Raw genomic sequence first — 24,430 nt, 5'->3', positions numbered from 1 at the left:
CGGTCTAGGCCAGAATGTCCGTGTAAAGTTCCGACGGATCGGGTTCGGGATCCGTCTGGGCGAATTCGGCGCTGTCGGCGACGATATCGCGCACGCTCTTGTCTATGGCCTTCAACTCGTCCTCGCTGGCCCATCCCTTCTCGAGAAGGCGCACCTTGACCTGTTCGATCGGGTCGTGCTCGGAGCGCATCTTCTGCACTTCGTCCTTGCTGCGGTACTTGGCGGGATCCGACATGGAATGACCGCGATAGCGGTAGGTCAGCATTTCCAGGATGATCGGCCCGTTGCCGGAGCGCGCGTGCTCAAGCGCCGCCTCGGCCGCGGCAAAGACAGCCCGCACATCCATGCCGTCGACCTGGTATCCGGGAATGTTGAAGGACACGCCACGCTGCGAGAAGTCGGTCTGCGCCGATGCGCGGGACACGGCCGTGCCCATGGCGTAGCGGTTGTTCTCGACGACATAGACAACGGGCAGTTCCCAAAGCTCGGCCATGTTGAAGCTTTCATAGACCTGGCCCTGGTTGGACGCGCCGTCGCCGTAAAAGGCGATGCTGACATTGCCGTTGTCCCTGTAGCGGTTGGCGAAGGCGAGACCGGTGCCGAGCGGCACCTGGGCACCGACGATGCCGTGGCCGCCGAAGAAGTTCTTTTCAAAGGAGAACATATGCATCGAGCCGCCCTTGCCGCGCGAATAGCCGCTCTGTCTGCCGGTCAGTTCCGCCATGACACCGCGCGCCGTCATTCCGGCCGCGAGCATGTGACCGTGGTCCCGGTAGCCGGTGATCAGCTGGTCGCCGTCCCGCATGGCGTGCTGGATGCCGGTGATGACCGCTTCCTGGCCGATATAGAGATGGCAGAAGCCACCGATGAAGCCCATTCCGTAGAGCTGGCCGGCTTTTTCCTCGAACCGCCGGATGAGAAGCATCTCGCGGTAGACACCGAGTTCCTGTTCCTTGTCGAATTCGGCAATCTCGGTGCCGATGGCCGGCTTTGCGGATTTGCCAGACCTTGATTTCGCGGATTTCGATGCACCGGCGCGACGACCGGCTGACGCTGCACTTTTGCGCGGGGCCATGGAGTCCTCCCAATTGTTCGTCGGCATTCACCTTACGGAATTGGGGAACGGCCAGCAAGGCCAATTATGCATAGCTTGCTTGAAAGTTATATTACTGTTTTTAAATAATAAAACAGGTGTTAACTGGATTACAGTTAAATCAATGAAATTTGTAGATGACGATCTCGTTCGGACGCGACAGATTGAGCGCTTCGCGGGCCTTTTCATCGAGCATGTCGCGCACGACCGGCCCGCTCGACGGCAGCAATTTTACCCTTTGCTGCAACAACTTACGCTCCTCCGTCAGAGCCGAAAGACGCGCCTCCAGCTCGGCCTTGCGCATATCGAAGCGCTGCGTCGCGTTCAGTCCCCGGTCGCCGTTGATCGAATGAAATCCGAAATAACTGATAAAGGCGATTGCAAATAGTGGAACAACCAGTCGGCCGGTATTCCTGATCTTCTTCTGCCGTGTCGACATGTCAGACGCTACTTTACTCGATACAAACGCGCGCCCGGCCGCTCATGACCGCTGGCGGATACTGGAACTCCTTTATGACGCAACATGTTTAATAACGTGTTATCGATCCGCCCTGCCCTGTTTCGGGATCTCCGGCCGAAACGGCGCCGGAAACACCGGCGCCGTGGATCGCATTGCAGGCCCGGATTGTCACTCTGCGGCATCGAGGCGCGCGGACGGTGCGCTCGCGCCCATCTCACCTGCCCGGCCCGGCCCCAGATGCTTGCGGTTCAGGAGCAGCATCGTGCGGATCGTGATCAACTGTATGTAGACCAGCGGCGCCATCAGCACGAAGTACACGAGGGAGAACTTCTCGACGATGCCGTTTCCCACCAGTCCCGGGTGAATGAAGAACATGCCGAACACCATCAGCGCCACACCCGGACAGATCAGGGCGTAGGAGGAGGCACTGATCTTGCCGCCGTGAACGTAGTCCGCGAAATAATGCAGCTTGCGCAGCACGACGAGGCCGATCAGCCCGAACAGCAACTGAACGGACAACAGAACCACGAGATTGACCAGCATGTCGGAGGCTGCCGGCCCGCCCGCAAAGACATGATGGAGCCCGTGCGACAGCCGGACCATGGCGATGCCGCTCACAGTGATGATGGGAATGATGATCCACAGCGACGGAGAGCCCTCCTCGCTGACGCCGTGTTCCAGCATGTCCTTGATGCCGAGAACGACCATCACCGTTCCGAAGACGGCGGCGGCGGTCAGGAAGAAGATCGACAGCACCATGCCGATGACGACGGTTGCCTGGACATGGCTCATCGCAGCGGGTGCCGCGAAGCCGACCCCGATCATCGACATGGCGAAGACAGCGACGAGCTGGCTGAGGCTGTTGTTGGTGGACCAGTCGAACCTGCCATTGACGAGGATGCGGCTGAAATAGGAGGCGAACATGTGCAGCGCCAGGATGGCGACTGCACCGAATGCCACGAGCGCAGCGGGGAAGAGATATTCAACGACGCTCCAGAGTCCCGGGACGAACAAGGCACCGAGAATGAAGGCGACATTGATGCTCATCGACAGGGTCAGCGGTATCGCCATGCGGGTGACCTCCGCGTTGCCGGCCATGAGTTTCCCGTAGGCCTCCGTCTTCTGATAGGTGCGATAGGCCCGCAAATTCCTGATCAGAAGCCGGTAGTGCTGGTAGGCGAAATAGAGGATCCCGGCGAGCGCCACCGCCACCGGCACCGCAAGAAGCGGATCGCCGCCGGAATAGACGCGCGACAGCGTGGCAAAGGTCGGGATCGCCGACTCCGGATGCGGCAGCATGAACATCAGATAGATGAAGAAGGAAACCGCCAAGCCGCCATTGCCCAGCGAGGCAAGGAAATAGAGCGGGTTGTAGGGACCGTTGAATCGGGAGGTATTGACCATAGCAGACTCCATGGCAAGAGCTTCGGCCCGCCCCGGCCGGACGGCCGGAACGGCATGGTGATATCATCCGAATATAGTTTTATATTAGAATATTGTAAGATACTAATATTAGGTTGCGACCTTTTGCCCTGCCGATCCGGGGAAGAGCGGGTCAAATGAAAACGGCCTCCGCTTTGGAAGGCCGTTCAAGTCCGCAAGTTCTCTTATCGGGCGCTAGCTGCGCAGCATGCTTCTGCCGGCGTAGCTTGCCTGCGTGTCCAGTTCTTCCTCGATGCGGATGAGCTGGTTGTACTTGGCCAGCCTGTCGGAGCGCGCCAGTGAACCGGTCTTGATCTGCCCGCAATTGGTCGCCACCGCAAGGTCCGCAATGGTCGCGTCCTCGGTCTCGCCCGAGCGGTGCGACATGACCGCCGAGTAGCTGGCCTTGTGCGCGGTCTCGACGGCGTCCAGCGTCTCGCTGAGCGAGCCGATCTGGTTGACCTTGACGAGGATGGAGTTGGCAACGCCCATCTTGATACCGTCGCGCAGCCGCGCCGAATTGGTGACGAAAAGATCGTCGCCGACGAGCTGGCACTTCGATCCGACCTTGTCGGTAAGGATCTTCCAGCCGTCCCAGTCGTCCTCGGCCATGCCGTCCTCGATGGAAATGATGGGATATTTGTCGACCAGCTCCGCCAGGTAGTCGGCCATGGCATCGGGTTCGAGCACGCGCCCCTCGCCTTCAAGCACATATTTGCCGTCCTTGAAGAACTCCGTGGAAGCGCAGTCGAGCGCCACGAACATGTCCTCGCCCGGCGCATAGCCCGCCTTTTCGACCGACTGCATGATGAAGTCGAGCGCCGCCGGGGCGCTGGCGAGACCCGGCGCGAAGCCGCCCTCGTCGCCGACATTGGTGTTGTGGCCCTGCGCGGACAGCTCCTTTTTCAGCGTGTGGAACACTTCCGATCCCATGCGCACAGCGTCTCTGATGGAGTCCGCGCCAACCGGCATGATCATGAACTCCTGGAAATCGATCGGATTGTCCGCGTGCTCACCGCCATTGATGATGTTCATCATCGGCACCGGAAGCACATGGGCATTGGGGCCGCCGACATAACGGTATAGCGGCAGGCCGGCGGCTTCCGCCGACGCCTTTGCCACGGCAAGGGAAACGCCCAGGATCGCATTGGCGCCGAGCTTGGCCTTGTTGGGTGTTCCATCGAGCGCGATCATGGTGTTGTCGATCTGGATCTGGTTCTCGGCCTCGAGACCGACCAGTTCCTCCAGGATCGGCCCGTTGACGGCGTCGACCGCCTGCAGGACGCCCTTGCCGAGATAGCGCGGGCCCCCGTCGCGAAGCTCGACGGCCTCATGGGCGCCGGTGGATGCGCCGGAGGGCACCGCCGCTCTGCCGAAAGAGCCGTCTTCCAATAGGACATCGACCTCCACGGTCGGGTTGCCGCGGCTGTCCAGAATTTCGCGGCCGACGATATCGACGATTGCTGTCATGACACAGGATCCTTGTGGCGCAGGTTTTGGGAGTTTCCGTGTCCTTTTAGGCAACCGCGCAAAAAACGCAACGCCGGAACGGCTGCGATCGCGAGATTCGCGCCTTCACTCGACCTGTTCGAAGGCGAAGAAGGCGCCCTGCCCCGCCGTTTCCGCGACGACCAGCCGCCCGGCCGTGAAGACATAGGCTATGCCCTCTTCCTTCAGCCGTTGTTCCATCGCATTGAGATCGCCGGTCGCAAAGACGATGCCGCGCAGTCGTAGCCCCCGGGCATGGGTGCCACCCTCGACGCCGAAAAAACCCTTCAGTCCCGCGGCGTTAAGCGCAACGACATCGGTATTGGCCGCGGCGAGATCGACACCGAACGAATGCGCGTTGACCTCACGCTGGCCAACGACCTGCTGGAGAAGGTACTGGAAGTCGCTGGGATTTGGTTCCGACAGCACCACCTGCCTGATTCCGGTCACGCCGTTTTCGTGGGTTTCGAGCGCGGTCCGGTCGACTTCCGGCGGATTCTTGCGCTGGCAGGTGAAGAAAAAGACGTCGGGCGCCCTTAGGTCGCCGGCAAACGCCAGTTCGAACCCCGCCATTGCGCGGGCGCCGTCCGGTGTCTCGAAAGGGCGGGAGAATTCGAGGTTGAGGCCGGCGCTGATGCCGGCTCTTACGAACCGGTTCCGGTCCTCTGCTGCATTGTCGGTTCCCATGACAAGCGCGGAAAAGCCCTCCTCTCCCCGGCGGAACCGGTAGGCCTGGTCTCGCTTGACGAAGACGTTGCCGTCGATTGCCGCATGTTCGCAAAGCTCCCTTTGCGCGACCGCCAGCGGCTCCAGATAGGTGCCGTCGGCAAAGAACACGCATGCATTGGCCGTACCGAACGGATGCCGCGCCTCCGGGGCCACGGTAAAGCCCAGCGATGCAAGGCGGGCTCGTGCAACCTCCAGCTCCGCGGTCGGCAGCACGAGATGATCGACGGGACGCGGTTTGTCCACTTGGTCCTCCAGTTCGGGATGATCGCCGGGGCAATCTATCCAAACGGGTCGCCAAGTGGAATCAATAATCCGTTCGGCGCCAACGACGCTTCCCAAACCGCCGAGACCGGGCCCGCGTCCAATTGGCAATACTCTTTGCCCCGGCAGTGCGCTATAAACAAGGGAACCGGCTTTGCCGCCAGACCGTTTTGGAACGATCGCAGGACAAAGATCCACGCATGAACGTTGTTGAAGGCACCAAACCACCTGAAGGATCCACCGTCGAGACCGTGGTCGTCCGCTTCGCGGGCGATTCCGGCGACGGCATACAGGTCATCGGCTCGCAGCTCGGCCTGGCCAGCGCCATGGCCGAAAACGATCTCGGCACGTTTCCGGAATATCCGTCCGAAGTCCGCGCGCCCGTCGGCACCACCTACGGCGTTTCCGCCTACCAGGTGCATTTCGGCGGCAGGCCGATCAAGACCATCGGCGACGAGGCAGACATGCTCGTCGCGCTCAATCCCGCCGCGCTCAAGACCAATCTCGACATCCTGAAAAAAGGCGGAACCATCCTGGTGGATTCCGGCACGTTCACGCAGCGCAATTTCGAGAAGGCAGGCTATTCGGCCTCGCCGCTCGAGGACGGAACGCTCGACGGTTACCGGATCCTGGCGCCCGACATATCGAAACTGACGCTTGAGAGCGTCGCCGATATCGGTCTCAACAGGAAGGCGTCGCTGCGCTGCAAGAACTTCTGGGCGCTCGGCCTCGTCTACTGGATGTACGGGCGCGACCGGCAGCCGACAATCGCGTGGCTGGAACACAAATTCGCCGGAAACAAGGACGTTGCGACCGCAAATATCGCCGCGCTCAATGCCGGCCACGCCTATGGCGAGACGGTTGAGGCCACCGCCCTGGAGGTCGCCCGCATCACGCCCGAGCCGGGAACATACAATTTCGTCACCGGCTACGAGGCCCTCGCATGGGGGCTCGCCGCGGCTGCCGAGTTGTCCGGCCGCAGGCTCGTGTTCTCTTCCTATCCGATCACGCCGGCCTCGCCATTGCTGCACACGCTGGCGCGGCTTTCCGATATCGGCGTCACCACCTTTCAGGCCGAGGACGAGATCGCCGCGATCTGCGCCGCCATCGGCGTCTCCTTCGCCGGCGGGCTCGGCGTGACCTCGAGTTCCGGGCCGGGGATCGCCCTGAAGCAAGAGGCCATGAGCCTGGCGGTCTCGGCCGAACTGCCGCTCATCATTGTCAACACACAACGGGCCGGCCCTTCGACGGGTATGCCGACGAAGACCGAGCAGTCGGACCTGAACCAGGCGCTCTACGGCCGTCACGGCGAGAGCCCGCTGGCCGTGCTCGCGGCCGGCTCGCCCGCCGAATGCTTCGAAATGGCGATCGAGGCGGCCCGCATCGCCCTGACCTACATGACGCCGGTGATCCTGCTGTCCGACGGTTTCGTCGCCAATTCGTCGAGCCCGTGGATCTTGCCGGACATCGATCAACTGCCGCGGATCGATGTTGCCAACCACGCCGAGCCGGAGAGTTTCAATCCCTATGATCGCGATCCCGAAACGCTGGCCCGCACCTGGGCCGTGCCGGGAACGCCCGGTTGCGAGCACCGTATCGGCGGCATCGAAAAGGATTTCGCCACCGGTCACATTTCCTATGAACCGGACAACCATCAGAAAATGACCGATGTGCGCGCGGACAAGATCGCCGGGATCGCGAAGTCCATTCCGCGGCTTGAGCCGGACCAGGGTCCTGCCGAGGGCGATCTCGCCGTCGTCGGCTGGGGCTCGACCTACGGTCCGATTTCCAGGGCGGTGACAAACCTGCGGGCGCGCAACTACAGCGTCTCCCACATCCATTTGCATCACCTGCGGCCCTTTGCGGCCAATCAGGGCAATCTGCTGGCCGCCTTCAGGCGCATCCTGGTTCCGGAAATGAACACCGGACAGCTCGCCGCGCTGCTGCGGGCCGAAGGATGCACGAATGTCGAGGCGTTGAACAAGATGACGGGCCGGCCGTTCCAGGTCGCCGAGATCGAGGAAGCGATACTCTCCCGTCTGGAGCCTGGTGATGAATGAACAACTGACGAGCACCAAACTGACGGCTGCCGATTTCGCCACGGACCAGGAAGTGCGCTGGTGTCCGGGTTGCGGCGACTACGCTATTTTGAAGGCCGTGCGCACAGTTCTCGCAGAGGTCGGTGCGCGCCGCGAAAACACGGTCTTCGTCTCGGGCATCGGCTGTTCCTCGCGGTTTCCCTATTACATCGACACGTACGGCTTCCACACGATCCACGGCCGCGCACCGGCGGTCGCGACCGGCATGCTACTGGCCAATCCCGACCTGGATGTGTGGATCGTCACCGGCGACGGGGACGGCCTGTCGATCGGCGGCAATCACCTGCTGCATATCCTGCGGCGAAACCTGAACTGCCAGATCCTGCTGTTCAACAACGAGACCTACGGCCTGACGAAAGGCCAGTACTCGCCGACATCGCACCTTGCGACCCGCTCCCCCTCGTCGCCCGGCGGAAGCATCGACAATCCCGTCGATCCGTCGAGTTTCGCGCTGGGCTGCGGCGCGCGCTTCGTCGCCCGCGGCGTGGACACGCAGGTCAAGCAGCTCACGGAGGTGCTCAAGGCGGCCTATCACCACAAGGGTGCGGCCTTCGTCGAGATTTTCCAGAACTGCATCGTCTTCAACGAGGATGTGTTCGACGGATTCACGGCCAAGGCCAATCTTGCCGAGCACCAGTTGCAGGTGGAGCCTGGCAAGCCGCTGGTCTACGGAACCGACGGCAGCCGCGGCCTGGTCTTCGATCCGGCTGCGCTCGGTCTGCGCGCGGCGGAACTGTCAGAGGATTCCGCAAACGATGTGCTTGTCCACGACCCCGGCAACTACAATCTGGCAACGGCGCTTGCGCGCATGACAAATCCGGAATTTCCGATGGCCACGGGCGTCCTGTACGACGATCCCGGCCCGGTTTACACGGTGCAGGGTGCGCAATCCGACGCTGCCGCCAGGACGGACCGCACACTGAAAGACGCCATGCGCTCCGGCTTCAGCTGGAAGGTCGACCGCAAATCATGATCGATCAGGAGAACGGCCCCTCAAGCGTCATGAATGCTCTTTGAGCTGGAGGCTTTCCGTGAACGGACACTGCATGTCCGGATTGGCCGCGCGGTAGAGCGCGAATTTGCAGTGGGCCACCAGCTCGGCCTGGATACGCTCCTGGATCTCGGGCTCCTTGGTCAAAAGCACCACGTCGCAAAGAACGCTTAGGATGTTGATGACGGTCCTGCGGGTGACCTCCATCTGATCGTCGCCGATGTCCGGAATCCGTTGCCGGATGAACGCGCTTATCATGTCGCCGGCAAATTCCTCGACAGCCGCATCGTTAACGCCGGGCGGTTTGTTGAGGAAAGAGAATCGCAGGAGCTGAAGATAACCGGGCTGCGCCTTGGCACTCTCGATATAGATGCTGATGAGCTTTTCGATCGGGTCGCCGACCGGTTGGGACAGCACCTTGTAGACCTCACCCGCCAGCTTCGCGGCCAGCCGCTCGAACATCCTGATTTCGGCGGCAATGAGCAATTCGGTGCGATTTCCGAAATATTGATAGATGGTGCCGACGGCAAGGCCGGTGTGTTCGGCGATCTGCGTCGTCGTCAATGCCTCGATACTCTGCCGGGTAACAAGTTCCTCGACCGCATCCAGGATCTTGTCGACCTTTTCCTTTGAGCGCTTCTGGCGCGGTTTGCGCCGCGTATCGGCTGTCATTGCTCACTGGCTCCCGCCCGACTAGCGGGATCGTAACGGGCACGCGTAAAAATGTGAATAATATTCATGTTAATTGCCAATGCGTGAATCTCATGTTACGACACTACACCATAGTTTCCTGGGGAGGAGCAGACAGTGGGCAGCAAATATCGTGTTTTTTACACTTTGCCGCTCCTGTTTGCCCTAAATACCGCCGGTTTCGCGGCAGGCAGCATTTCCATTGTGCCTGGGCCCGATGCCGCGGAAGAGCTTCAGGAAGCGCTGATCACTGCCGAACCCGGCAGCATGATCAGTCTGGCGGAGGGGACGTTCGAGTTTTCGGACGGTCTCTCACTCGACGTCCCGGGGGTTACAATCCGGGGCGCCGGCATGGACAAGACCGTCCTCTCGTTCGGGGATCAAAAGGCCGGGGGCGAAGGCTTTCTGATTACATCTGACAACGTGACGCTAGAAGACTTTGCCGTGGTGAATACCAGGGGTGACGGCATCAAGTCGAAGGGTGCCGATCAGATAAGCTACCGCCGGATCCGCGTCGAGTGGACCGGCGGCCCCGACGAGAAAAACGGCGCCTACGGCATCTATCCAGTTGAATCGAAGAATGTTCTTGTCGAGGACAGCCTGGTCCGCGGCGCGTCGGACGCAGGCATCTATGTCGGCCAGTCTGAAAACATCGTCGTGCGCAATTCGACCGCCGCGTACAATGTCGCCGGCATCGAGATCGAAAACAGCAAACACGCCGACGTCTACGGCAACACGGTGACGCACAACACCGGCGGGATTCTGGTCTTCGATCTGCCCAACCTGCCCGTCATGGGCGGGCACTCCGTCCGCGTCTTCGAAAACCAGGTCATCGACAACGACACGCCCAACTTCGCGCCGGCAGGCAACATTGTCGGAATGGTCGCCAAGGGAACCGGCATCATGGTCATGGCGAACAGGAACGTTCACGTCTTCGACAACGTCCTGAAGAACAACGGCACCGTACACGTCCTGATCGCCACCTACCCGAATGACTTCGATGACGATACCTATGTTCCGCATCCCCGGGCTGTCCTCGTCCGCGACAACTCCTATGGGGATGGCGGCGGCGAACCGGACGGGGAAGTCGGCAAGATCATATCGGATGTCACGGGCACCCCGGTGCCCGACATTGTCTGGGACGGCGTCGTTCCGCTGACGGAGTGGATCACATGGACATCCGGCGACGACCGCATTTATGTCAACGAGGCTGACGGCACCACATTCGCCAACCTGCGGATGATCCAGAACACGCTTTATCCGTGGTCGACGTCGCCGGATCGCGACATTTCCGACTATGAAGGCACCTTGCCCGAGCCGGATATGGTGTCGCTGCCTCAATTGCAGGTACAATAGTCAGAAACCGGCGAACGGAACATGCCATGAAGGTCAGCGCCTTGTTGGGGATTGCGCTTTGGCTGACGGCCTTGGCGAGCGCTCGGGCTGACAAGGTCAATGACGCCGCCTTGATGGCCGCCAATCCGCCGCGCATGCTCTCCGCCTACGGCCTGTTTGTCGATCCGGCAAATCAGATACCGAATGTTGGCGTTCTGCCCTACGACCTGGTGACGCCGCTCTTCACCGACTACGCGTCCAAATACCGTTTCGTTTACATCCCCGGCGGAAAAAGCGCCGAATACCGCGAGCGCGAGGCTTTTGCGTTCCCCGTCGGGACGACGCTCGTCAAGACATTCGCCTACCCAGGGGATCTGCGGAAGCCGAACGAGCAGATCCGGTTGATCGAGACGCGGCTCCTCATTCGCCAGGACGCCGGCTGGAAAGCCTGGGCCTATGTCTGGAACGAGGACATGAGCGACGCGCGGCTCAGGATCGCCGGAAAGCGCCTGCCGGTTTCGGTCACTCACCGGGACGGATCCGAACTGGCGATCGACTACGTGGTTCCCAACGCCAATCAGTGCAAGGGCTGTCATGCCCTCAACAAGGAGCTCACGCCGATCGGCCCGAACGCACGCAACCTCAACCACGATTACAGCTACGCCGGGGCCGTCAAGAACCAGTTGCGCATGTGGGTCGATCTGGAACTGCTCAAGGGCGCGCCCGACATCGGCGGTCTGCCACGCGCCGCGGATTGGCGCGATGAAAGCGAACCGCTGGACAAGCGCGCGCGAAGCTATCTCGATGTCAATTGCGCCCATTGCCATCGCAAGGAAGGACCGGCGAGCAATTCCGGTCTGTTCCTGACCGCCTGGGAGGATGACAGGACCGCCTGGGGTTACCGCAAACGCCCGGTCGCCGCCGGGCGCGGATCGGGCGGGCTGGAATTCGGTATCGAACCCGGAGACGCCGACCGCTCCATCCTCATCTACCGAATGCGCAGCAACGATCCGGCAATCATGATGCCGGAACTCGGGCGGACGCTGGTTCACGAGGAAGCGGTGACAATGCTCGAAGCATGGATCAACGGGCTGAAATAGCGCTGCTATTCCAGCGAATCGACGATCGCGCGGTACTGGTCCTCGCTGAATGCCTTGAGCGTCAGGGTGCGGGTGTGACCCTGTGCACCGCCCTGAAGCGCCAGGCGGGCAACGGTCTCGTCATCCGGGGCCTCGACGATGATGACCATATCGTAGGGGCCCATGGTCATGTAATAGGCCTTGATTTCACCGCCATGCTCCTTGCAGGCGGCCTTGAAGGCATCGAGACGGATTGGCGAGTCCTTGATGTCGCGAAAACCCTCTTTCGTCCAATTGGCGAGCAATATGAATGTAGCCATGGGTCATCTCCTTCATCCGAGGAGATTGTACCCGGGCACGTTGATTTTGTCCCGATTGCTATCGCCCGTTGCAGTTTTGAGAAGCGGAACGGGTATTGTGACTTTGAGGATTTCTGCCGCTAGACCAGGCGCGATTGTTCCAGCGCAGCCTCGATGAAGGAGGCGAACAGCGGGTGCGGCTCCAGCGGTCGCGATTTCAGCTCGGGATGATACTGCACGCCAATGAACCAGGGATGGTCCGCATATTCGATGGTCTCAGGCAGGACCCCGTCCGGCGACATGCCGGAGAATACGAGCCCGTGTTCTTCCAGGGCGTCTACATATTCGTGGTTGACCTCGTAGCGGTGACGGTGCCGTTCTGAAATTTCAGTCGAACCGTAAACGCCGGCGATGCGCGTTCCTTCCTTCAGGTGCGCCTTGTAGGCGCCGAGCCGCATGGTTCCACCGAGATCACCGGACTTCGACCGTTTCTCCAGCATGTTGCCCTTGAGCCATTCGGTCATCAGGCCGACGACGGGCTCGGAGGTCTCCCCGAACTCGGTGGACGATGCAGCATCCAGTCCGGCCAGCGACCGGGCAGCGTCCAGAACCGCCATCTGCATGCCAAAACAGATACCGAAATAGGGAACCTTGCGTTCCCGTGCGAACCGTGCGGCCAGGATCTTGCCCTCGGCCCCGCGCTCTCCGAAACCGCCGGGAACCAGGATACCGTGCACCTTTTCAAGCCACGGGGCCGGCTCCTCCTTCTCGAAGATCTCGGATTCGATCCATTCGAGCTTGACCTTGACGTGATTGGCGATGCCGCCGTGATGCAGCGCCTCGATCAACGATTTATAGGCATCCTTGAGCCCGGTATACTTGCCGACGATGGCAATGGTCACCTCGCCTTCCGGGGTGCGGATGCGCTCGGCGACCTCTTCCCAGCGCTCCATGCGCGGCGCAGGCGCCGGCTCGATGCCGAAGGCGGCAAGCACCTCGTCATCGAGACCTTCGCGGTGGTAGGAAATCGGCACGTCGTAGATGTTGTCGACGTCGAGCGCCTGGATGACCGCCGAAGAACGTACGTTGCAGAAGAGCGAGAGCTTGCGCCTCTCCTCTTCCGGGATCGGACGGTCTGCACGCACCAGCAGAATGTCGGGCGCGATGCCGATCGACTGCAGTTCCTTGACCGAATGCTGCGTCGGCTTGGTTTTGAGCTCGCCAGCGGCCGGAATCCATGGCATCAGCGTCAGGTGGATATAGATCGCGTTTCCGCGCGGCAGGTCATTGCCCAGCTGCCGGATCGCCTCGAGGAACGGCATGGCTTCGATATCGCCGACCGTGCCGCCGATCTCGCACAGGACGAAATCGTAGTCGTCATTGCCGTCAAGAACGAAGTCCTTGATTTCGTTGGTAACATGCGGGATGACCTGAACCGTCGCACCCAGATAGTCGCCCCGCCGCTCCTTGTCGATGATGTCCTTGTAGATGCGACCCGTGGTGATGTTGTCCGCCTGAACCGCGGACCGCCCCGTAAACCGTTCGTAATGTCCGAGATCGAGGTCCGTCTCGGCGCCGTCATCGGTAACGAACACTTCCCCGTGCTGATAGGGGCTCATGGTTCCGGGATCGACGTTGAGGTAGGGATCCAGCTTGCGCAGGCGTACACTGTACCCGCGCGCCTGCAGTAAAGCGCCGAGTGCGGCGGCTGCGATGCCTTTACCCAAGGATGAAACCACGCCGCCAGTGATGAAGACATATCGCGCCATGGGCTTATTCCGTTACCGCGTTGTGACTGATTCCGCCAGCCCCAAAACGTGGTGCCGGTGTATTTTTCGACATATTTGTGCGTGCGCGCAACGATCCACCGCCGGGAGGCCTGCCACACAGTAAAAAACCGGCGACGCATTCACGCCGCCGGTTTTCATTCGTATTACGGTCCTACTGACCGGTCGGAACCTGGGTCTCGCCCCCGCCCGACGTGGCCGGTTGCGGAATATTATCCGCTCCGCTGTCTTCGGATGTCGTCGGCGATCCGCCGATCTGGTCGAGAACCGACTGTCCGCCGCTGGGCGCGGTCTGTTCGATACGGTCGAGAATGTCTGTCGGCCGCGATTCGTAGCGGGCATAGATCCCGAGCGCGATGGAGGTGGCGAAGAATGCAGCGGCGAGAATGCCGGTCGTACGCGTCAGTGCATCGGCCGCGCCGCGTGCCGACATGAGGCCGCCCGAACCGCCGCCGATACCGAGTGCCCCGCCCTCTGAGCGCTGCAGCAGCACGACTCCGACAAGCGCGACCACGATCATGAGATGTATAACGATTAAAACCGTTTGCATGGATTACCGTTCCTGCGTCTGGAGCGAGAGCCATTCTCGTTTCGCCCCAAGCAAATTGCAAAATTCGCGGCTGTGTACACGAGGCTGGAACGCATTCCAACCCCTATCGCCAATTCGCCCGCCCCGCGGCGTGATGAATCGGCCGCGCGTTACCTATAAGCCTCACAAATGGCGAGGAAGTCGTCCGCTTTCAAGCTCGCGCCGCCAACAAGCGCGCCATCGACATTGTGGACCGCCATCAGCTCGCCCGCATTTCCGGGCTTTACGGAGCCTCCGTAAAGCAGCCGCATCCCCGCGCCGTGGCCGCCGAACCGGGCCTCCAGCTGCCGCCGCATAAACGCATGCGCCTCCTCGACGTCTTCCGCCGTGGGCGTTACGCCTGTGCCGATGGCCCACACCGGCTCGTAGGCGATCACCGTGTTTTGAGCGGTGGCGGCGTCGGGCACGGAAGCCTCGAGCTGTTCCTTCAGGACATCGAGCGTCTTTCCCGCGTCGCGCTGTTCCTTCGTCTCGCCGATGCAGACGATGGCCGTGAGCCCCTCGGCCTGGGCCGCTTCGGCCTTCTTCCTGACAACGGCGCTGCTTTCGCCGTGGTCGGTCCGGCGTTCGGAATGGCCGACAATGACGTGGGACGCATTGGCGTTGCGCAGCATGGCCGCCGAAATGTCTCCCGTGTGGGCGCCCGAGGCGGCCCAGTGGCAATCCTGTCCGCCGATACCCAGTCCGGTGTCTTGGACGGCCGCCGCCGCCAGATAGACCAATGTTGACGGGGGACAGATCAGCGCGTCGATCTTATCGCGCAACGCTGCATCGATCCCGCCTGCAATAGCGGTGATTTCGCGCAGGGAATCCCGATCGCCGTTCATTTTCCAGTTGCCCGCAACAAGTGGTCTGATGCCAGGTGTCATGAAACTTCCCCTCGACGTCCATCGGTCAAACAAAAGGGACGTACCAAATCCGCCAGATAAATCAATCGCGCGAAGAAGGCGCACTTCAAAAAGAGTTGCGTGGCGGTCGGTAACGGTCTCTGCCATTCAGCCTTGCGGCGTCCGCATTCGATGCGTAAAACACGGACAAACATAGGATTTGTTCGAACGGACCCGCTGGCGGGTTCCAGGGAGACTTCATGCTCGACGCTCTTCGTAACAGTGCAAGATCCTGGGTCGTAAAGATCTTTCTTATGATCCTGGTCCTGTCTTTCGGTGTCTGGGGGATCAGCGGAACGATTTTTCAAGGGGTCGGCAGTTCCGTTGTTACCGTTGGCGACACGACCGTGACGCCCGGCGACTTCCGCCTCGCCTATGACCGGCAGATCGCGACGCTCTCGCGCCAGTTCGGGCAACGGCTGACCCGCGAGCAGGCGCGCGCCATGGGCATCGAGAACCAGGTGCTGGTGCAGGTTGCGATGAACGCCGCGCTCGACGAGCAGTCGCGGCGGATGAATCTCGGCCTGTCGGAGGACCGGCTCGCATCGCTTATCGCCGAGGACCCCGCGTTCCAGGGTGTGGGCGGTGGTTTCGACCGCACGACATTCGCGGCACTGCTGCGCAACGCCAACATGACGGAGGAAGATTATATCCTCAGTCAGCAGAACGCCGCCATACGCACGCAGATCGTCGAAGCGATCTCCGATGGCTACGAGGCGCCGGCCGCGCTCCTGAAGGCCGTCTACCAGTTCGACAACGAGGCCCGAACCGTGGACTACATCGTTCTCGACCGGGACATTATCGATCCAGTTGCCGATCCCTCGGACGAGGTGCTGAGGGCTTATTTCGACGAGCGTAAATCATCCTACAGGGCGCCGGAATACCGCAAGATCGCATACGTCACGCTGAGCGCCACCGACATCATGGACCCCTCCACGATCGCTGACGATGCGGTCCGTGCGGATTACGAGGCACGCATCGACCGCTACCGGACGCCCGAATCAAGGACCATCGAACAGCTGAGTTTCTCAGATGAAGCCGCCGCCAATGCCGCGGCCGACAAGCTGGCGGGCGGCGCGACATTCGACGAGATCGTGGCGTCCGAGGGAAAGACGCTGAACGACGTGGCGCTGGGCACCTTCGAACACGATTCCATGCCCGATCCGTCGATTGCGGACGCAGCTTTTGCAATTAGCGAGGAAGGGGGAACGAGCGGCGTCGTTGAGGGCGCATTCGGTCCGGTTATCCTTCGCGCCGCGAAAATCAGCCCGGAAACCACGGCGAGCTTCGAGGAAGTCAGCGACGAAATCCGTGACGAACTGGCACTGGCCGAGGCGGAGGCGATTCTGTTCGATGTCCACGACGCCTATGAGGACGCCCGCGCCGGCGGCGACACGCTCGAGGAAGCCGCCCGGAAACAGCGGCTGAACCCGGTCACCATCGACGCCGTCGACCGGTCCGCGCGTACGCCGGACGGCACGATCCTGCGCACCCTTCCCGAATCGCGGGATCTTTTGGCCGAGGCGTTCGACACCGATATTGCCGTCGAATCCGCGCCGCTGCATCTCGGCGGCGAAGGTTTCCTGTGGTTCGAGGTCAAGGACATCACGCCGGCGCGCGATCGGAGTTTTGACGAGGTTCGCGAGCGCGTGCTCGAGGACTGGAGGCGCCAGGAGGAATCCGAGGCGCTCGGCAAGCTTGCGACGGCGCTTCAGAAGCGCGTTCAGGACGGCGAGGAACTGACTGCGGTGGCCGCGGATGAAGGCCTGGTCACGCAGACAAAATACGACCTCAAGCGCCGCGATGAGGACGCCGTGATCGGATCGGCGGCCGTCGGTGCCGCATTTTCCGGTCCGGACGGCATTGTCGCCGTCGCCGACGACGCCAGCGGCACCGCCAAGATCCTGATGAAGGTCTCGCAGGTGACATCGCCGATCGCCTCCAGCGGGACCGGTCTCGCGCCGGGTGTCGATGCCGCCCTGTCGCAGCGCATGGGCGACGACATGCTCACTCAGGCCATCGGGATGATGCAGGAGGAATTCGGTGTCGCCTACAACCCGAGTGTCGCGGAACTCGCGCTGACCGACTATTAGAGCGAGCGGGAAGAAGCGATGTCCGAACTCAAAGACTACATCGCCATTGCGGCCAGCGGCAGGCATCTGACCCGCGAGGAAGCCCAGGAAGCCTTCGGCATCATGATGTCGGGCGAAGCGACGGCGGCGCAGATCGGCGGTTTCCTGATGGCGTTGCGCGTGCGTGGCGAGAGCGTCGCCGAGATCACCGGCGCCGTGGCCACCATGCGCGACAAGATGCTGCGGGTGGATGCGCCGGACCACGCTGTCGACATTGTCGGCACGGGTGGCGATGCGTCCGGATCCTACAATGTATCGACCTGTGCGGCCCTGGTCGCCGCCGGCGCCGGGCTCACCGTTGCCAAGCACGGCAACCGTGCCCTGACGTCGAAATCCGGTGCCGCCGATACGCTGACGGCGTTGGGCATCCACCTCGACCTCGAGCCCGGCGGCATAGAGGCCTGCATCCGCGAGGCCGGGATCGGGTTCATGTTCGCGCCCGGGCACCACTCGGCGATGCGCCACGTTGGTCCGGCGCGCGTCGAACTCGGAACCCGCACGATCTTCAACCTCCTCGGACCGCTTTCCAACCCGGCCAGCGTCAAGAAGCAGCTTCTCGGCGTGTTCGACGCGCGCTGGACCGAGCCGCTTGCGGAAGTGCTGCGGGACCTCGGATCGGAGACCGTCTGGGTCGTGCATGGCGACGGCCTCGACGAAATGACCACCACCGGCACGACCAACGTGGTTGCGCTGGAAAACGGCAAAATCCGCAAGTTCGAAATCACGCCGGACGAGTTCGGCCTGGAGCGTGTGACAATCGACCGCCTCAAGGGCGGCAACGCCGAGCACAACGCTGCAGCGCTCACCGATGTTCTTCAGGGAACCAAGGGCCCCTATCGTGACATCGTCCTGTTGAACACGGCCGCGTCGCTGGTCATCGGCGGCCTGGCCGAAGACATTCCGGAAGGGATCGTGAAAGCCGCCGCGGCGATTGACACAGGCGCTGCGAAAGCGGCACTCGACGCGCTGGTGAAGACGTCCAATGCGCACGCAAAAGCACCCGAAGAATGACCGACATCCTGCAGAAAATCGAGGCCTACAAGCGGGAGGAGATCGCCGCCGCCAAGCATGTGGCGCCGCTCGTCGAACTCAGGGATCGCATTGCAGATGTCGAACCGCCGCGCGGCTTCCTGAAAGCGCTGCAGCAAAAAGGCAACGCAAATGGCTACGGCCTTATCGCCGAAATCAAGAAGGCCAGCCCGTCAAAAGGTCTGATCCGCGCTGATTTCGATCCGCCCTCGCTGGCGCGGGCCTACGAGGCGGGCGGCGCGACGTGCCTTTCGGTCCTGACCGACAGCCCGTCCTTTCAGGGCGCGCCGGAGTTTCTGACGGACGCGCGGGGCGAGACGCACCTGCCTGCCCTGCGCAAGGATTTCATGTTCGAGCCCTACCAGGTCTTCGAAGCGCGGTCCTGGGGCGCCGACGCCATATTGATCATCATGGCGTCGCTCAGCGACGACGATGCGCGGGCGCTTGAGGATACCGCGTTCGAACTCGGCATGGATGCGCTGATCGAAGTGCATGACGAGGCCGAAATGGAACGGGCCCTGCGGCTGCAATCGCGGCTGCTTGGCGTCAACAACCGAAACCTGCGCACTTTCGAAGTCAGCCTGGAGACCAGCGAGCGGCTAGCCGGCATGGTGCCGGACGACCGGTTGCTGGTCGGCGAAAGCGGTATCTTCACGCATGAGGACTGCCAGCGGCTGGCACGTTCCGGCATCACCTCTTTCCTGGTCGGCGAGAGCCTGATGCGTCAGGACGATGTGGAAGTAGCGACGCGCCGGCTCCTCACCGGTGCGGGCTGAGGGCATTTGCGATGTCAAATGACGGCAAACTGACCCATATCGGCGAAGACGGCGCGGCCAACATGGTCGATGTCGGGGCCAAGGCCGACACCAAGCGCACAGCGGTGGCCGAGGGCTATGTGAGAATGGCACCGGAGACGCTCAAGCTGATCCGCGACGGCGACGCCAAGAAAGGCGACGTCATCGGCGTTGCAAGGCTCGCCGGCATCATGGGTGCCAAAAGGACGTCCGACCTTATCCCGCTGTGCCACCCGCTCATGCTCTCAAAGGTTTCGGTCGATATCTCCGAGGCCCCGGACCTTCCGGGCCTGCGGGTGGAAGCGACGGCGACGCTGTCGGGCAAGACCGGTGTCGAGATGGAAGCGTTGACGGCTGTTTCGGTCGCCTGCCTGACCGTCTACGACATGGCAAAGGCCGTCGACAAAGCCATGGAAATCACCGGCATCCGGCTGCTCTCCAAGACCGGCGGCAAATCCGGCACCTGGCGGCGCGGCGGGGACGACACCTGATGGAACTGCTGCCGGTCGACGAGGCACGCAAGCGCATCCTTGCCGAAGTCAGCGCGATCGACGACACGGAACAGGTGCCGCTCGGGGCGGCCATCGGCCGGCACCTTGCCGAGGACGTGGCGGCGATCCGGTCCCAGCCCCCCTTTCCCGCTTCCGCAATGGACGGCTATGCCGTCCGGTCCGCCGATACGGCTGCGCCGCCGGTCGAACTCGAGATCATTGGAGAGGCGCCGGCCGGGCACGGGTATTCCGGCAGGATCGGTGCCGGCCAGGCGGTCCGCATCTTCACCGGCGCACCCGTGCCGGAAGGCGCCGATGCGATCGTCATCCAGGAGGACACGGAGCGCCTCGACGACCGGACCGTCAGGATCGGTGCCGCGGTTCCGCCCGGAAATTACATCCGCCCCGAGGGGCTCGATTTCGCGCGCGGCGACACAGTGCTTTGCGCCGGCCAGTTGCTCGATGCCGGACGCATCACCGTTGCCGCCGCGATGAACTTACCCGAACTGCCGGTCAATCGGCGGCCGCACATCGCCATCCTCGCGACGGGCGACGAACTGGTCGCGCCGGGGGGCCGGCCGGGCATGGACCAGATCATCGCCTCGAACGGGTTTGGCGTCCGCGCCATTGCCGAGGCCGACGGTGCGACGGTCGTCGATCTCGGCATCGCCGAGGACCGTCAGGACGTGATCGAATCCGCGATCGAGCGCGCGATCGCCGAAAAAGCGGATGTGCTTGTCACACTCGGCGGTGCATCCGTCGGCAAGCACGACCTCGTCCAGGCGGCGCTGGTGGCGCGCGGCATGGAACTCGATTTCTGGCGCATTGCGATGCGGCCCGGCAAGCCGCTGATGTACGGAAAGCTCGGCGGCCTGCATGTGCTCGGCCTGCCCGGCAACCCGGTCTCGAGCCTGGTGTGCAGCCACCTGTTCCTTCGCCCGCTGATTGCACGGCTGTCCGGATTGACGGAAGCAGACCCGCACTGCGATGCGGTGCTTGGCCGCGACGTCGGCCCGAACGACCGGAGACAGGATTATCTGCGTGCCAGCCTCGAACGCCGCGGCGACGGAACGCTCGTCGCGACGCCCTTCGAGAAGCAGGATTCCTCCATGACCCGCATATTCGCCGAATCCGACTGCCTGGTCATTCGCGCGCCTCACGCAGCGGCGGCAAAGGCCGGAGACCCGTGCCGGATTTACGTGCTGCGCGAAACGGCGGTCAGCGCTGCCCCTTGAACCATGGCTGCAGCAGGGCACGCGGATAATCCGCGCCGCGGGCCGCGATGACCAGTGCGATAATCGACAGGATGTAGGGCATCATCAGGAAGACCTGCGACGGCACCAGCGCGCCCACCTCCGTCTGCAGACGGACCTGAAGCGCGTCGAACGCGCCGAACAACAGCGCCCCGATGAGCGCCTTGCCGGGACGCCAGTTGGCAAAGATCACCAGCGCGATGCAGATCCAGCCGCGCCCGTTGATCATGCCGAAGAAAAAGGCGTCGAATGCGGACATCGTCAGGAAGGCGCCGCCCAGTGCCATGAGCGCCGAGCCGGCGACGATCGCACCTATCCGCAGGCCGTAGACCGAGAGCCCCTGTGCATCGACGCTGCTCGGATTGTCGCCCACCGCCTTGATCGCAACGCCGAGCGGCGTGCGGTTGAGCACATACCACACGAGCACGACCATCAGCAGCGCAAGCCAGGTCAGCGCGGTCTGCTGGAACAGAACCGGCCCCAGGAACGGAAGATCCGACAGCACCGGGACATCCAGCGGACGAAACGGCTCGATGCGCGGCGGCGACGACACATTGGGCAGCGCCGTGCGGTAGGCAAAATAGCTGACGGAGGTCGCGAAGAGGGTCACGCCAAGCCCCGAGACATGCTGGGACAGCCCCAGGGGAACGGTCAATATGGCATGGACGAGGCCGAAGAGGCCGCCCGCTAGCGCCGCCACGAGCACTCCGCCCCAAAGCCCCGCACCAAGCCATACGGCCATCCAGCCGGACATCGCGCCGGCGACGAATATGCCCTCGATGCCGAGGTTGAGCACACCGGCCCGCTCGCAAATCAGGGCGCCGAGAACGCCGAATATCAGCGGCGTGGCGATGCGCAGGCTCGCCGCCCAGAAGGATTCGGTCAGCACGATCTGCAGAATATCCATCAGGCGCCTCCCGCTGCCGCACGCGTCCGCACGATGCGGAACCGCGCGAAGAACCCGCCGACGAGAACGCACAGCAGGGACATTGAAACGACCAGATCGGCCAGGTAGGACGAGACGCCCATGGCGCGGCTCATGCTGTCCGCGCCCACGAAGACCGACGCAATGAACAGTGCGGAGACGACAACACCGGCGGGCGACAGCCCGGCCAGCATGGCAACCACTATCCCGGTGTAACCGAAGCCGGGCGACAGATCCGCCGTAAGGTACCCCTTCAGCCCCGCGACTTCCCCGACACCGGCCAGGCCGGCGAGCGCACCGGAAACGATGGCGACGCTGAAAAGCAACCGGTTGACCCCGATGCCTGCGTGCCTTGCCGCGCTGGCATTCTCGCCGACCGCCCTAAGCCGGAAACCCCAGACGGACCGAACCAGCAGGAATTGCGCAATGATCGCGGCGACGATGGCGAGCACCAGTCCTGAATGCACGCGCATCCTGTCGATCAACGGCGGAAGCATGCCCTGATCGAGGATCGGCGGGCTCTGGGGCCAGCCGAGTCCCATCGGGTCCTTGATCGGCCCCTCCAGCATCATCTGCAGGAAAATCAGGATGATGAAGTTCAGCAGCAGCGTGGTGACAACCTCATCGGCACCGAAACGGGTTCTCAGAAAGGTCGGCACGGCCATGCCGGCGGCCCCGGCAGCGGCGCCGCAGATGATGATCAGCGGCAGCAGAATGAATCCGGGAACATCGAGGAAACCCGTCCCGACCGCGACGGCCGCCATCGCGCCGAGGTAAAGCTGTCCTTCCGCGCCGATGTTCCAGAGCCTGGCGCGAAAGGCGATGGCCGCGGCCAGCCCGGTGAAGATCAGCGGCGTTGCGCGCGTCAGCATTTCCGAGAACGCAAACACCGAACCGAAGACGCCGCTGAACATCTCGCGATAGGCTGTCGCGATATTGGCGCCCGCAAGCGCCAGCGGTATGGCCGCGAGGGCCAGCGCGACAATCGCCGAAACAACCGGAACGCCATATTTCAGGCAATGGCTGGTCGCCTGCCTGGGTTCGATGCGGATCATGCCATTTCCCCCGCCATCATCAGGCCGATCGTTTCGCGGTCCCGCGCATGGGCGGCGCCGAGCTTGCCGTCATGGATGACGAGGATGCGGTCGGCAAGGCCGAGAACCTCGTCCAGATCTTCCGAGATCAGGATGATCCCGGCGCCGCGCGAGCGGGCATCCAATAGCCTGCGGGCAACCTCCGCAGCGGCGCCCATGTCGAGCCCGCGCGTCGGCTGGTTGGCCAGTATCAGTTTCGGAGCCTCTTCGAAAACACGCGCGAGGATCAGTTTCTGGATGTTGCCGCCGGACAGAAGCCGCGCCGGCGCCTGGATACCCGGACCGCGCACATCGTAGGCTTCAGCGAGGCGCTCCGCATTGCGCGCGATGGCCTCGCGCCTCAGGAGGCCGTTCTTCTGCACCTCCTGATCGTCAAGCCGCTCGATGACCATGTTCTCGGCAACACTCATCGATCCGACGATGCCGTCGTGATGACGGTCCTCCGGAATGCGTCCGACACCCAGGTGAATCATGGTCGTGGGGCTGCATTCGCGCACCGCATCGCCGCCGATCGCAATCGTTCCCGACTGCGGCTGCACTGTTCCGGAGATCACGCCGGCAAGCGCCGCCTGCCCGTTGCCCGAGACACCGGCGATACCGACGATCTCGTGGCTGCGCACCTCCAGTTCGGGAATGTCCAGCGTATCGCGCTCAGACCGCCCCGGCACCCGGATATCGCGCAGCGACAGCACCGGCGCGCCCGGCTCCATGGCGCTGCGCTCCGCACGTTCGGTATCGGCGCCGACCATCATGCGCGCAATGGTGCGCTCGTCGGCATCGGCCGTCGCTATCTCGCCGACGTTGACGCCGTGCCGCAGAACCGCGATCCGGTGCGAAAATGCCAGGACCTCCCGCAGCTTGTGCGAAATGAAGATGACCGAAAGCCCATCGCGCGCCATGGCGCCGATGTTCTCGAACAGCGTGTCCGCCTCCTGCGGCGTCAGCACCGCGGTCGGCTCGTCCAGAACGAGGATGCGCACGTCGCGGTAAAGCGCCTTGAGGATCTCCACGCGCTGGCGTTCGCCGACCGACAGCCGGCCGACAGGCACATCCAGCGGGGCCGTGAGGCCGCTGCGCTTCATGATATCGCTGATCTTGCCGCGGGCGGCGGCGCGATTTCGCCGAAACGCCCTGAGGTCTTCGGAGCCCAAGACGATGTTGTCTAGCGCGTTCAGGTTCTCCGCCAGCGTGAAGTGCTGGTGCACCATGCCGACGCCGGCGGCGATCGCCGCCTGCGGCTGGCCGAGCGGCAAAGGCTGCAAAGTGCCGCCCTCGTCGGCCACCTCGACACTGCCTTCGTCCGGAAGGTAGTGGCCGAACAGCATGTTCATCAGGGTCGTTTTGCCGGCGCCGTTTTCGCCAAGCAGCGCCAGCACTTCGCCCCTGTGGAGGCTGAGGTTGACATCCTTGTTGGCGACAATCGAGCCGAACCGTTTGCTCAGCCCGTTCAGCGACAGGACTTTCTCGGAAGCCATGTTTGTCTATTTCTGCAAGAGAAACGGA

General features: G+C 62.6%; 22 protein-coding genes. 9 read left to right on the top strand and 13 right to left on the bottom strand.

Features of this window, described 5'->3' with window-relative positions:
* Window positions 1–4: 4 nt before the first annotated feature.
* The 5 genes from pdhA to E4M07_RS05765 all read right to left on the bottom strand — a co-directional run bounded on the left by pdhA (window position 5) and on the right by E4M07_RS05765 (window position 5,435).
* On the bottom strand, window positions 5–1,075 hold the full coding sequence (pdhA, locus tag E4M07_RS05785) for a pyruvate dehydrogenase (acetyl-transferring) E1 component subunit alpha (protein ID WP_136657305.1): 1,071 nt from the start codon (window positions 1,073–1,075) through the stop codon (window positions 5–7).
* 139 nt (window positions 1,076–1,214) lie between these two features.
* Window positions 1,215–1,532 carry a septum formation initiator family protein gene (locus E4M07_RS05780; RefSeq protein WP_136657304.1) on the bottom strand — a complete coding sequence of 106 codons (318 nt, stop codon included), beginning with the start codon at window positions 1,530–1,532 and terminating at the stop codon, window positions 1,215–1,217.
* A gap of 189 nt (window positions 1,533–1,721) precedes the next feature.
* On the bottom strand, window positions 1,722–2,957 hold the full coding sequence (locus E4M07_RS05775) for a hypothetical protein (RefSeq protein WP_136657303.1): 1,236 nt from the start codon (window positions 2,955–2,957) through the stop codon (window positions 1,722–1,724).
* Between the two features lie 213 nt (window positions 2,958–3,170).
* Window positions 3,171–4,445, bottom strand: coding sequence for a phosphopyruvate hydratase (gene eno, locus E4M07_RS05770; RefSeq protein ID WP_136657302.1), 1,275 nt, complete (start codon window positions 4,443–4,445; stop codon window positions 3,171–3,173).
* A gap of 105 nt (window positions 4,446–4,550) precedes the next feature.
* A complete protein-coding gene (locus E4M07_RS05765) occupies window positions 4,551–5,435 on the bottom strand; it encodes a VOC family protein (protein WP_246660367.1) in 885 nt (294 codons plus the stop codon).
* A gap of 218 nt (window positions 5,436–5,653) precedes the next feature.
* Between E4M07_RS05765 and E4M07_RS05760 the strand changes: the two genes are divergently transcribed.
* Window positions 5,654–7,513, top strand: a complete 1,860-nt coding sequence (locus E4M07_RS05760) for a 2-oxoacid:acceptor oxidoreductase subunit alpha (protein WP_136657301.1) — start codon at window positions 5,654–5,656, stop codon at window positions 7,511–7,513.
* Complete coding sequence (locus tag E4M07_RS05755; protein ID WP_136657300.1) at window positions 7,506–8,525, top strand: 2-oxoacid:ferredoxin oxidoreductase subunit beta; 1,020 nt, start codon at window positions 7,506–7,508, stop codon at window positions 8,523–8,525. The genes E4M07_RS05760 and E4M07_RS05755 overlap by 8 nt, the downstream gene beginning before the upstream one ends.
* A 27-nt stretch (window positions 8,526–8,552) precedes the next feature.
* On the opposite strand, the gene E4M07_RS05750 is transcribed toward E4M07_RS05755, so the two are convergent.
* A complete protein-coding gene (locus E4M07_RS05750; protein ID WP_136657299.1) occupies window positions 8,553–9,215 on the bottom strand; it encodes a TetR/AcrR family transcriptional regulator in 663 nt (220 codons plus the stop codon).
* A gap of 135 nt (window positions 9,216–9,350) precedes the next feature.
* On the opposite strand from E4M07_RS05750, the gene E4M07_RS05745 reads away from it, so the two are divergent.
* Together E4M07_RS05745 and E4M07_RS05740 are read left to right on the top strand one after the other, a co-directional pair.
* Complete coding sequence (locus E4M07_RS05745; protein ID WP_206057176.1) at window positions 9,351–10,589, top strand: parallel beta-helix domain-containing protein; 1,239 nt, start codon at window positions 9,351–9,353, stop codon at window positions 10,587–10,589.
* A 26-nt stretch (window positions 10,590–10,615) separates the two neighbouring features.
* Window positions 10,616–11,668, top strand: coding sequence for an SO2930 family diheme c-type cytochrome (locus E4M07_RS05740; RefSeq protein WP_136657298.1), 1,053 nt, complete (start codon window positions 10,616–10,618; stop codon window positions 11,666–11,668).
* 5 nt (window positions 11,669–11,673) lie between these two features.
* Here E4M07_RS05740 and E4M07_RS05735 read toward each other — a convergent pair whose 3' ends face one another.
* From E4M07_RS05735 to tpiA, 4 genes are all read right to left on the bottom strand, one after another.
* The gene (locus E4M07_RS05735; protein ID WP_136657297.1) at window positions 11,674–11,967 is read right to left on the bottom strand and encodes a GYD domain-containing protein; all 294 of its coding nucleotides are present in this window, start codon (window positions 11,965–11,967) and stop codon (window positions 11,674–11,676) included.
* 119 nt (window positions 11,968–12,086) lie between these two features.
* Window positions 12,087–13,715, bottom strand: coding sequence for a CTP synthase (locus tag E4M07_RS05730; RefSeq protein WP_136657296.1), 1,629 nt, complete (start codon window positions 13,713–13,715; stop codon window positions 12,087–12,089).
* A gap of 172 nt (window positions 13,716–13,887) precedes the next feature.
* On the bottom strand, window positions 13,888–14,283 hold the full coding sequence (secG, locus tag E4M07_RS05725; protein ID WP_136657295.1) for a preprotein translocase subunit SecG: 396 nt from the start codon (window positions 14,281–14,283) through the stop codon (window positions 13,888–13,890).
* 149 nt (window positions 14,284–14,432) lie between these two features.
* A complete protein-coding gene (gene tpiA, locus E4M07_RS05720) occupies window positions 14,433–15,191 on the bottom strand; it encodes a triose-phosphate isomerase (RefSeq protein ID WP_136657294.1) in 759 nt (252 codons plus the stop codon).
* A 218-nt stretch (window positions 15,192–15,409) separates the two neighbouring features.
* Here tpiA and E4M07_RS05715 point away from each other — a divergent pair, with 218 nt between their 5' ends.
* From E4M07_RS05715 to glp, 5 genes are read left to right on the top strand one after another with little or no spacing between them, the layout of a single operon-like run.
* Entirely contained in the window at window positions 15,410–17,302 is a 1,893-nt protein-coding gene (locus E4M07_RS05715; protein ID WP_136657293.1) for a SurA N-terminal domain-containing protein, read from the top strand.
* An 18-nt stretch (window positions 17,303–17,320) separates the two neighbouring features.
* Window positions 17,321–18,352, top strand: coding sequence for an anthranilate phosphoribosyltransferase (gene trpD, locus E4M07_RS05710; protein ID WP_136657292.1), 1,032 nt, complete (start codon window positions 17,321–17,323; stop codon window positions 18,350–18,352).
* Window positions 18,349–19,146 (top strand): indole-3-glycerol phosphate synthase TrpC, encoded by a 798-nt coding sequence (trpC, locus tag E4M07_RS05705; protein ID WP_136657291.1) that lies wholly within the window; start codon window positions 18,349–18,351, stop codon window positions 19,144–19,146. The genes trpD and trpC overlap by 4 nt, the downstream gene beginning before the upstream one ends.
* Window positions 19,147–19,157: 11 nt before the next feature.
* Window positions 19,158–19,655: a cyclic pyranopterin monophosphate synthase MoaC gene (gene moaC, locus E4M07_RS05700; protein WP_136657290.1), complete on the top strand. Its 498-nt coding sequence runs from the start codon at window positions 19,158–19,160 to the stop codon at window positions 19,653–19,655.
* Window positions 19,655–20,890 carry a gephyrin-like molybdotransferase Glp gene (gene glp / locus E4M07_RS05695; RefSeq protein ID WP_136657289.1) on the top strand — a complete coding sequence of 412 codons (1,236 nt, stop codon included), beginning with the start codon at window positions 19,655–19,657 and terminating at the stop codon, window positions 20,888–20,890. Before moaC ends, glp begins: the two co-directional genes overlap by 1 nt.
* Here glp and E4M07_RS05690 read toward each other — a convergent pair.
* From E4M07_RS05690 to E4M07_RS05680, 3 genes are read right to left on the bottom strand one after another with little or no spacing between them, the layout of a single operon-like run.
* Complete coding sequence (locus tag E4M07_RS05690; protein WP_136657288.1) at window positions 20,874–21,815, bottom strand: ABC transporter permease; 942 nt, start codon at window positions 21,813–21,815, stop codon at window positions 20,874–20,876. The two genes, glp and E4M07_RS05690, sit on opposite strands and share 17 nt — an antisense overlap.
* On the bottom strand, window positions 21,815–22,888 hold the full coding sequence (locus E4M07_RS05685; protein ID WP_136657287.1) for an ABC transporter permease: 1,074 nt from the start codon (window positions 22,886–22,888) through the stop codon (window positions 21,815–21,817). The genes E4M07_RS05690 and E4M07_RS05685 overlap by 1 nt, the downstream gene beginning before the upstream one ends.
* The gene (locus tag E4M07_RS05680) at window positions 22,885–24,402 is read right to left on the bottom strand and encodes an ABC transporter ATP-binding protein (protein WP_136657286.1); all 1,518 of its coding nucleotides are present in this window, start codon (window positions 24,400–24,402) and stop codon (window positions 22,885–22,887) included. The genes E4M07_RS05685 and E4M07_RS05680 overlap by 4 nt, the downstream gene beginning before the upstream one ends.
* Window positions 24,403–24,430 lie beyond the last annotated feature (28 nt).

This window comes from Nitratireductor sp. XY-223 (assembly GCF_004959855.1).
GTDB lineage: Bacteria > Pseudomonadota > Alphaproteobacteria > Rhizobiales > Rhizobiaceae > Hoeflea_A.
The sequence above is the reverse complement of the archived record's forward strand: the minus strand, read 5'-3'. Positions and strand labels throughout refer to the sequence as shown.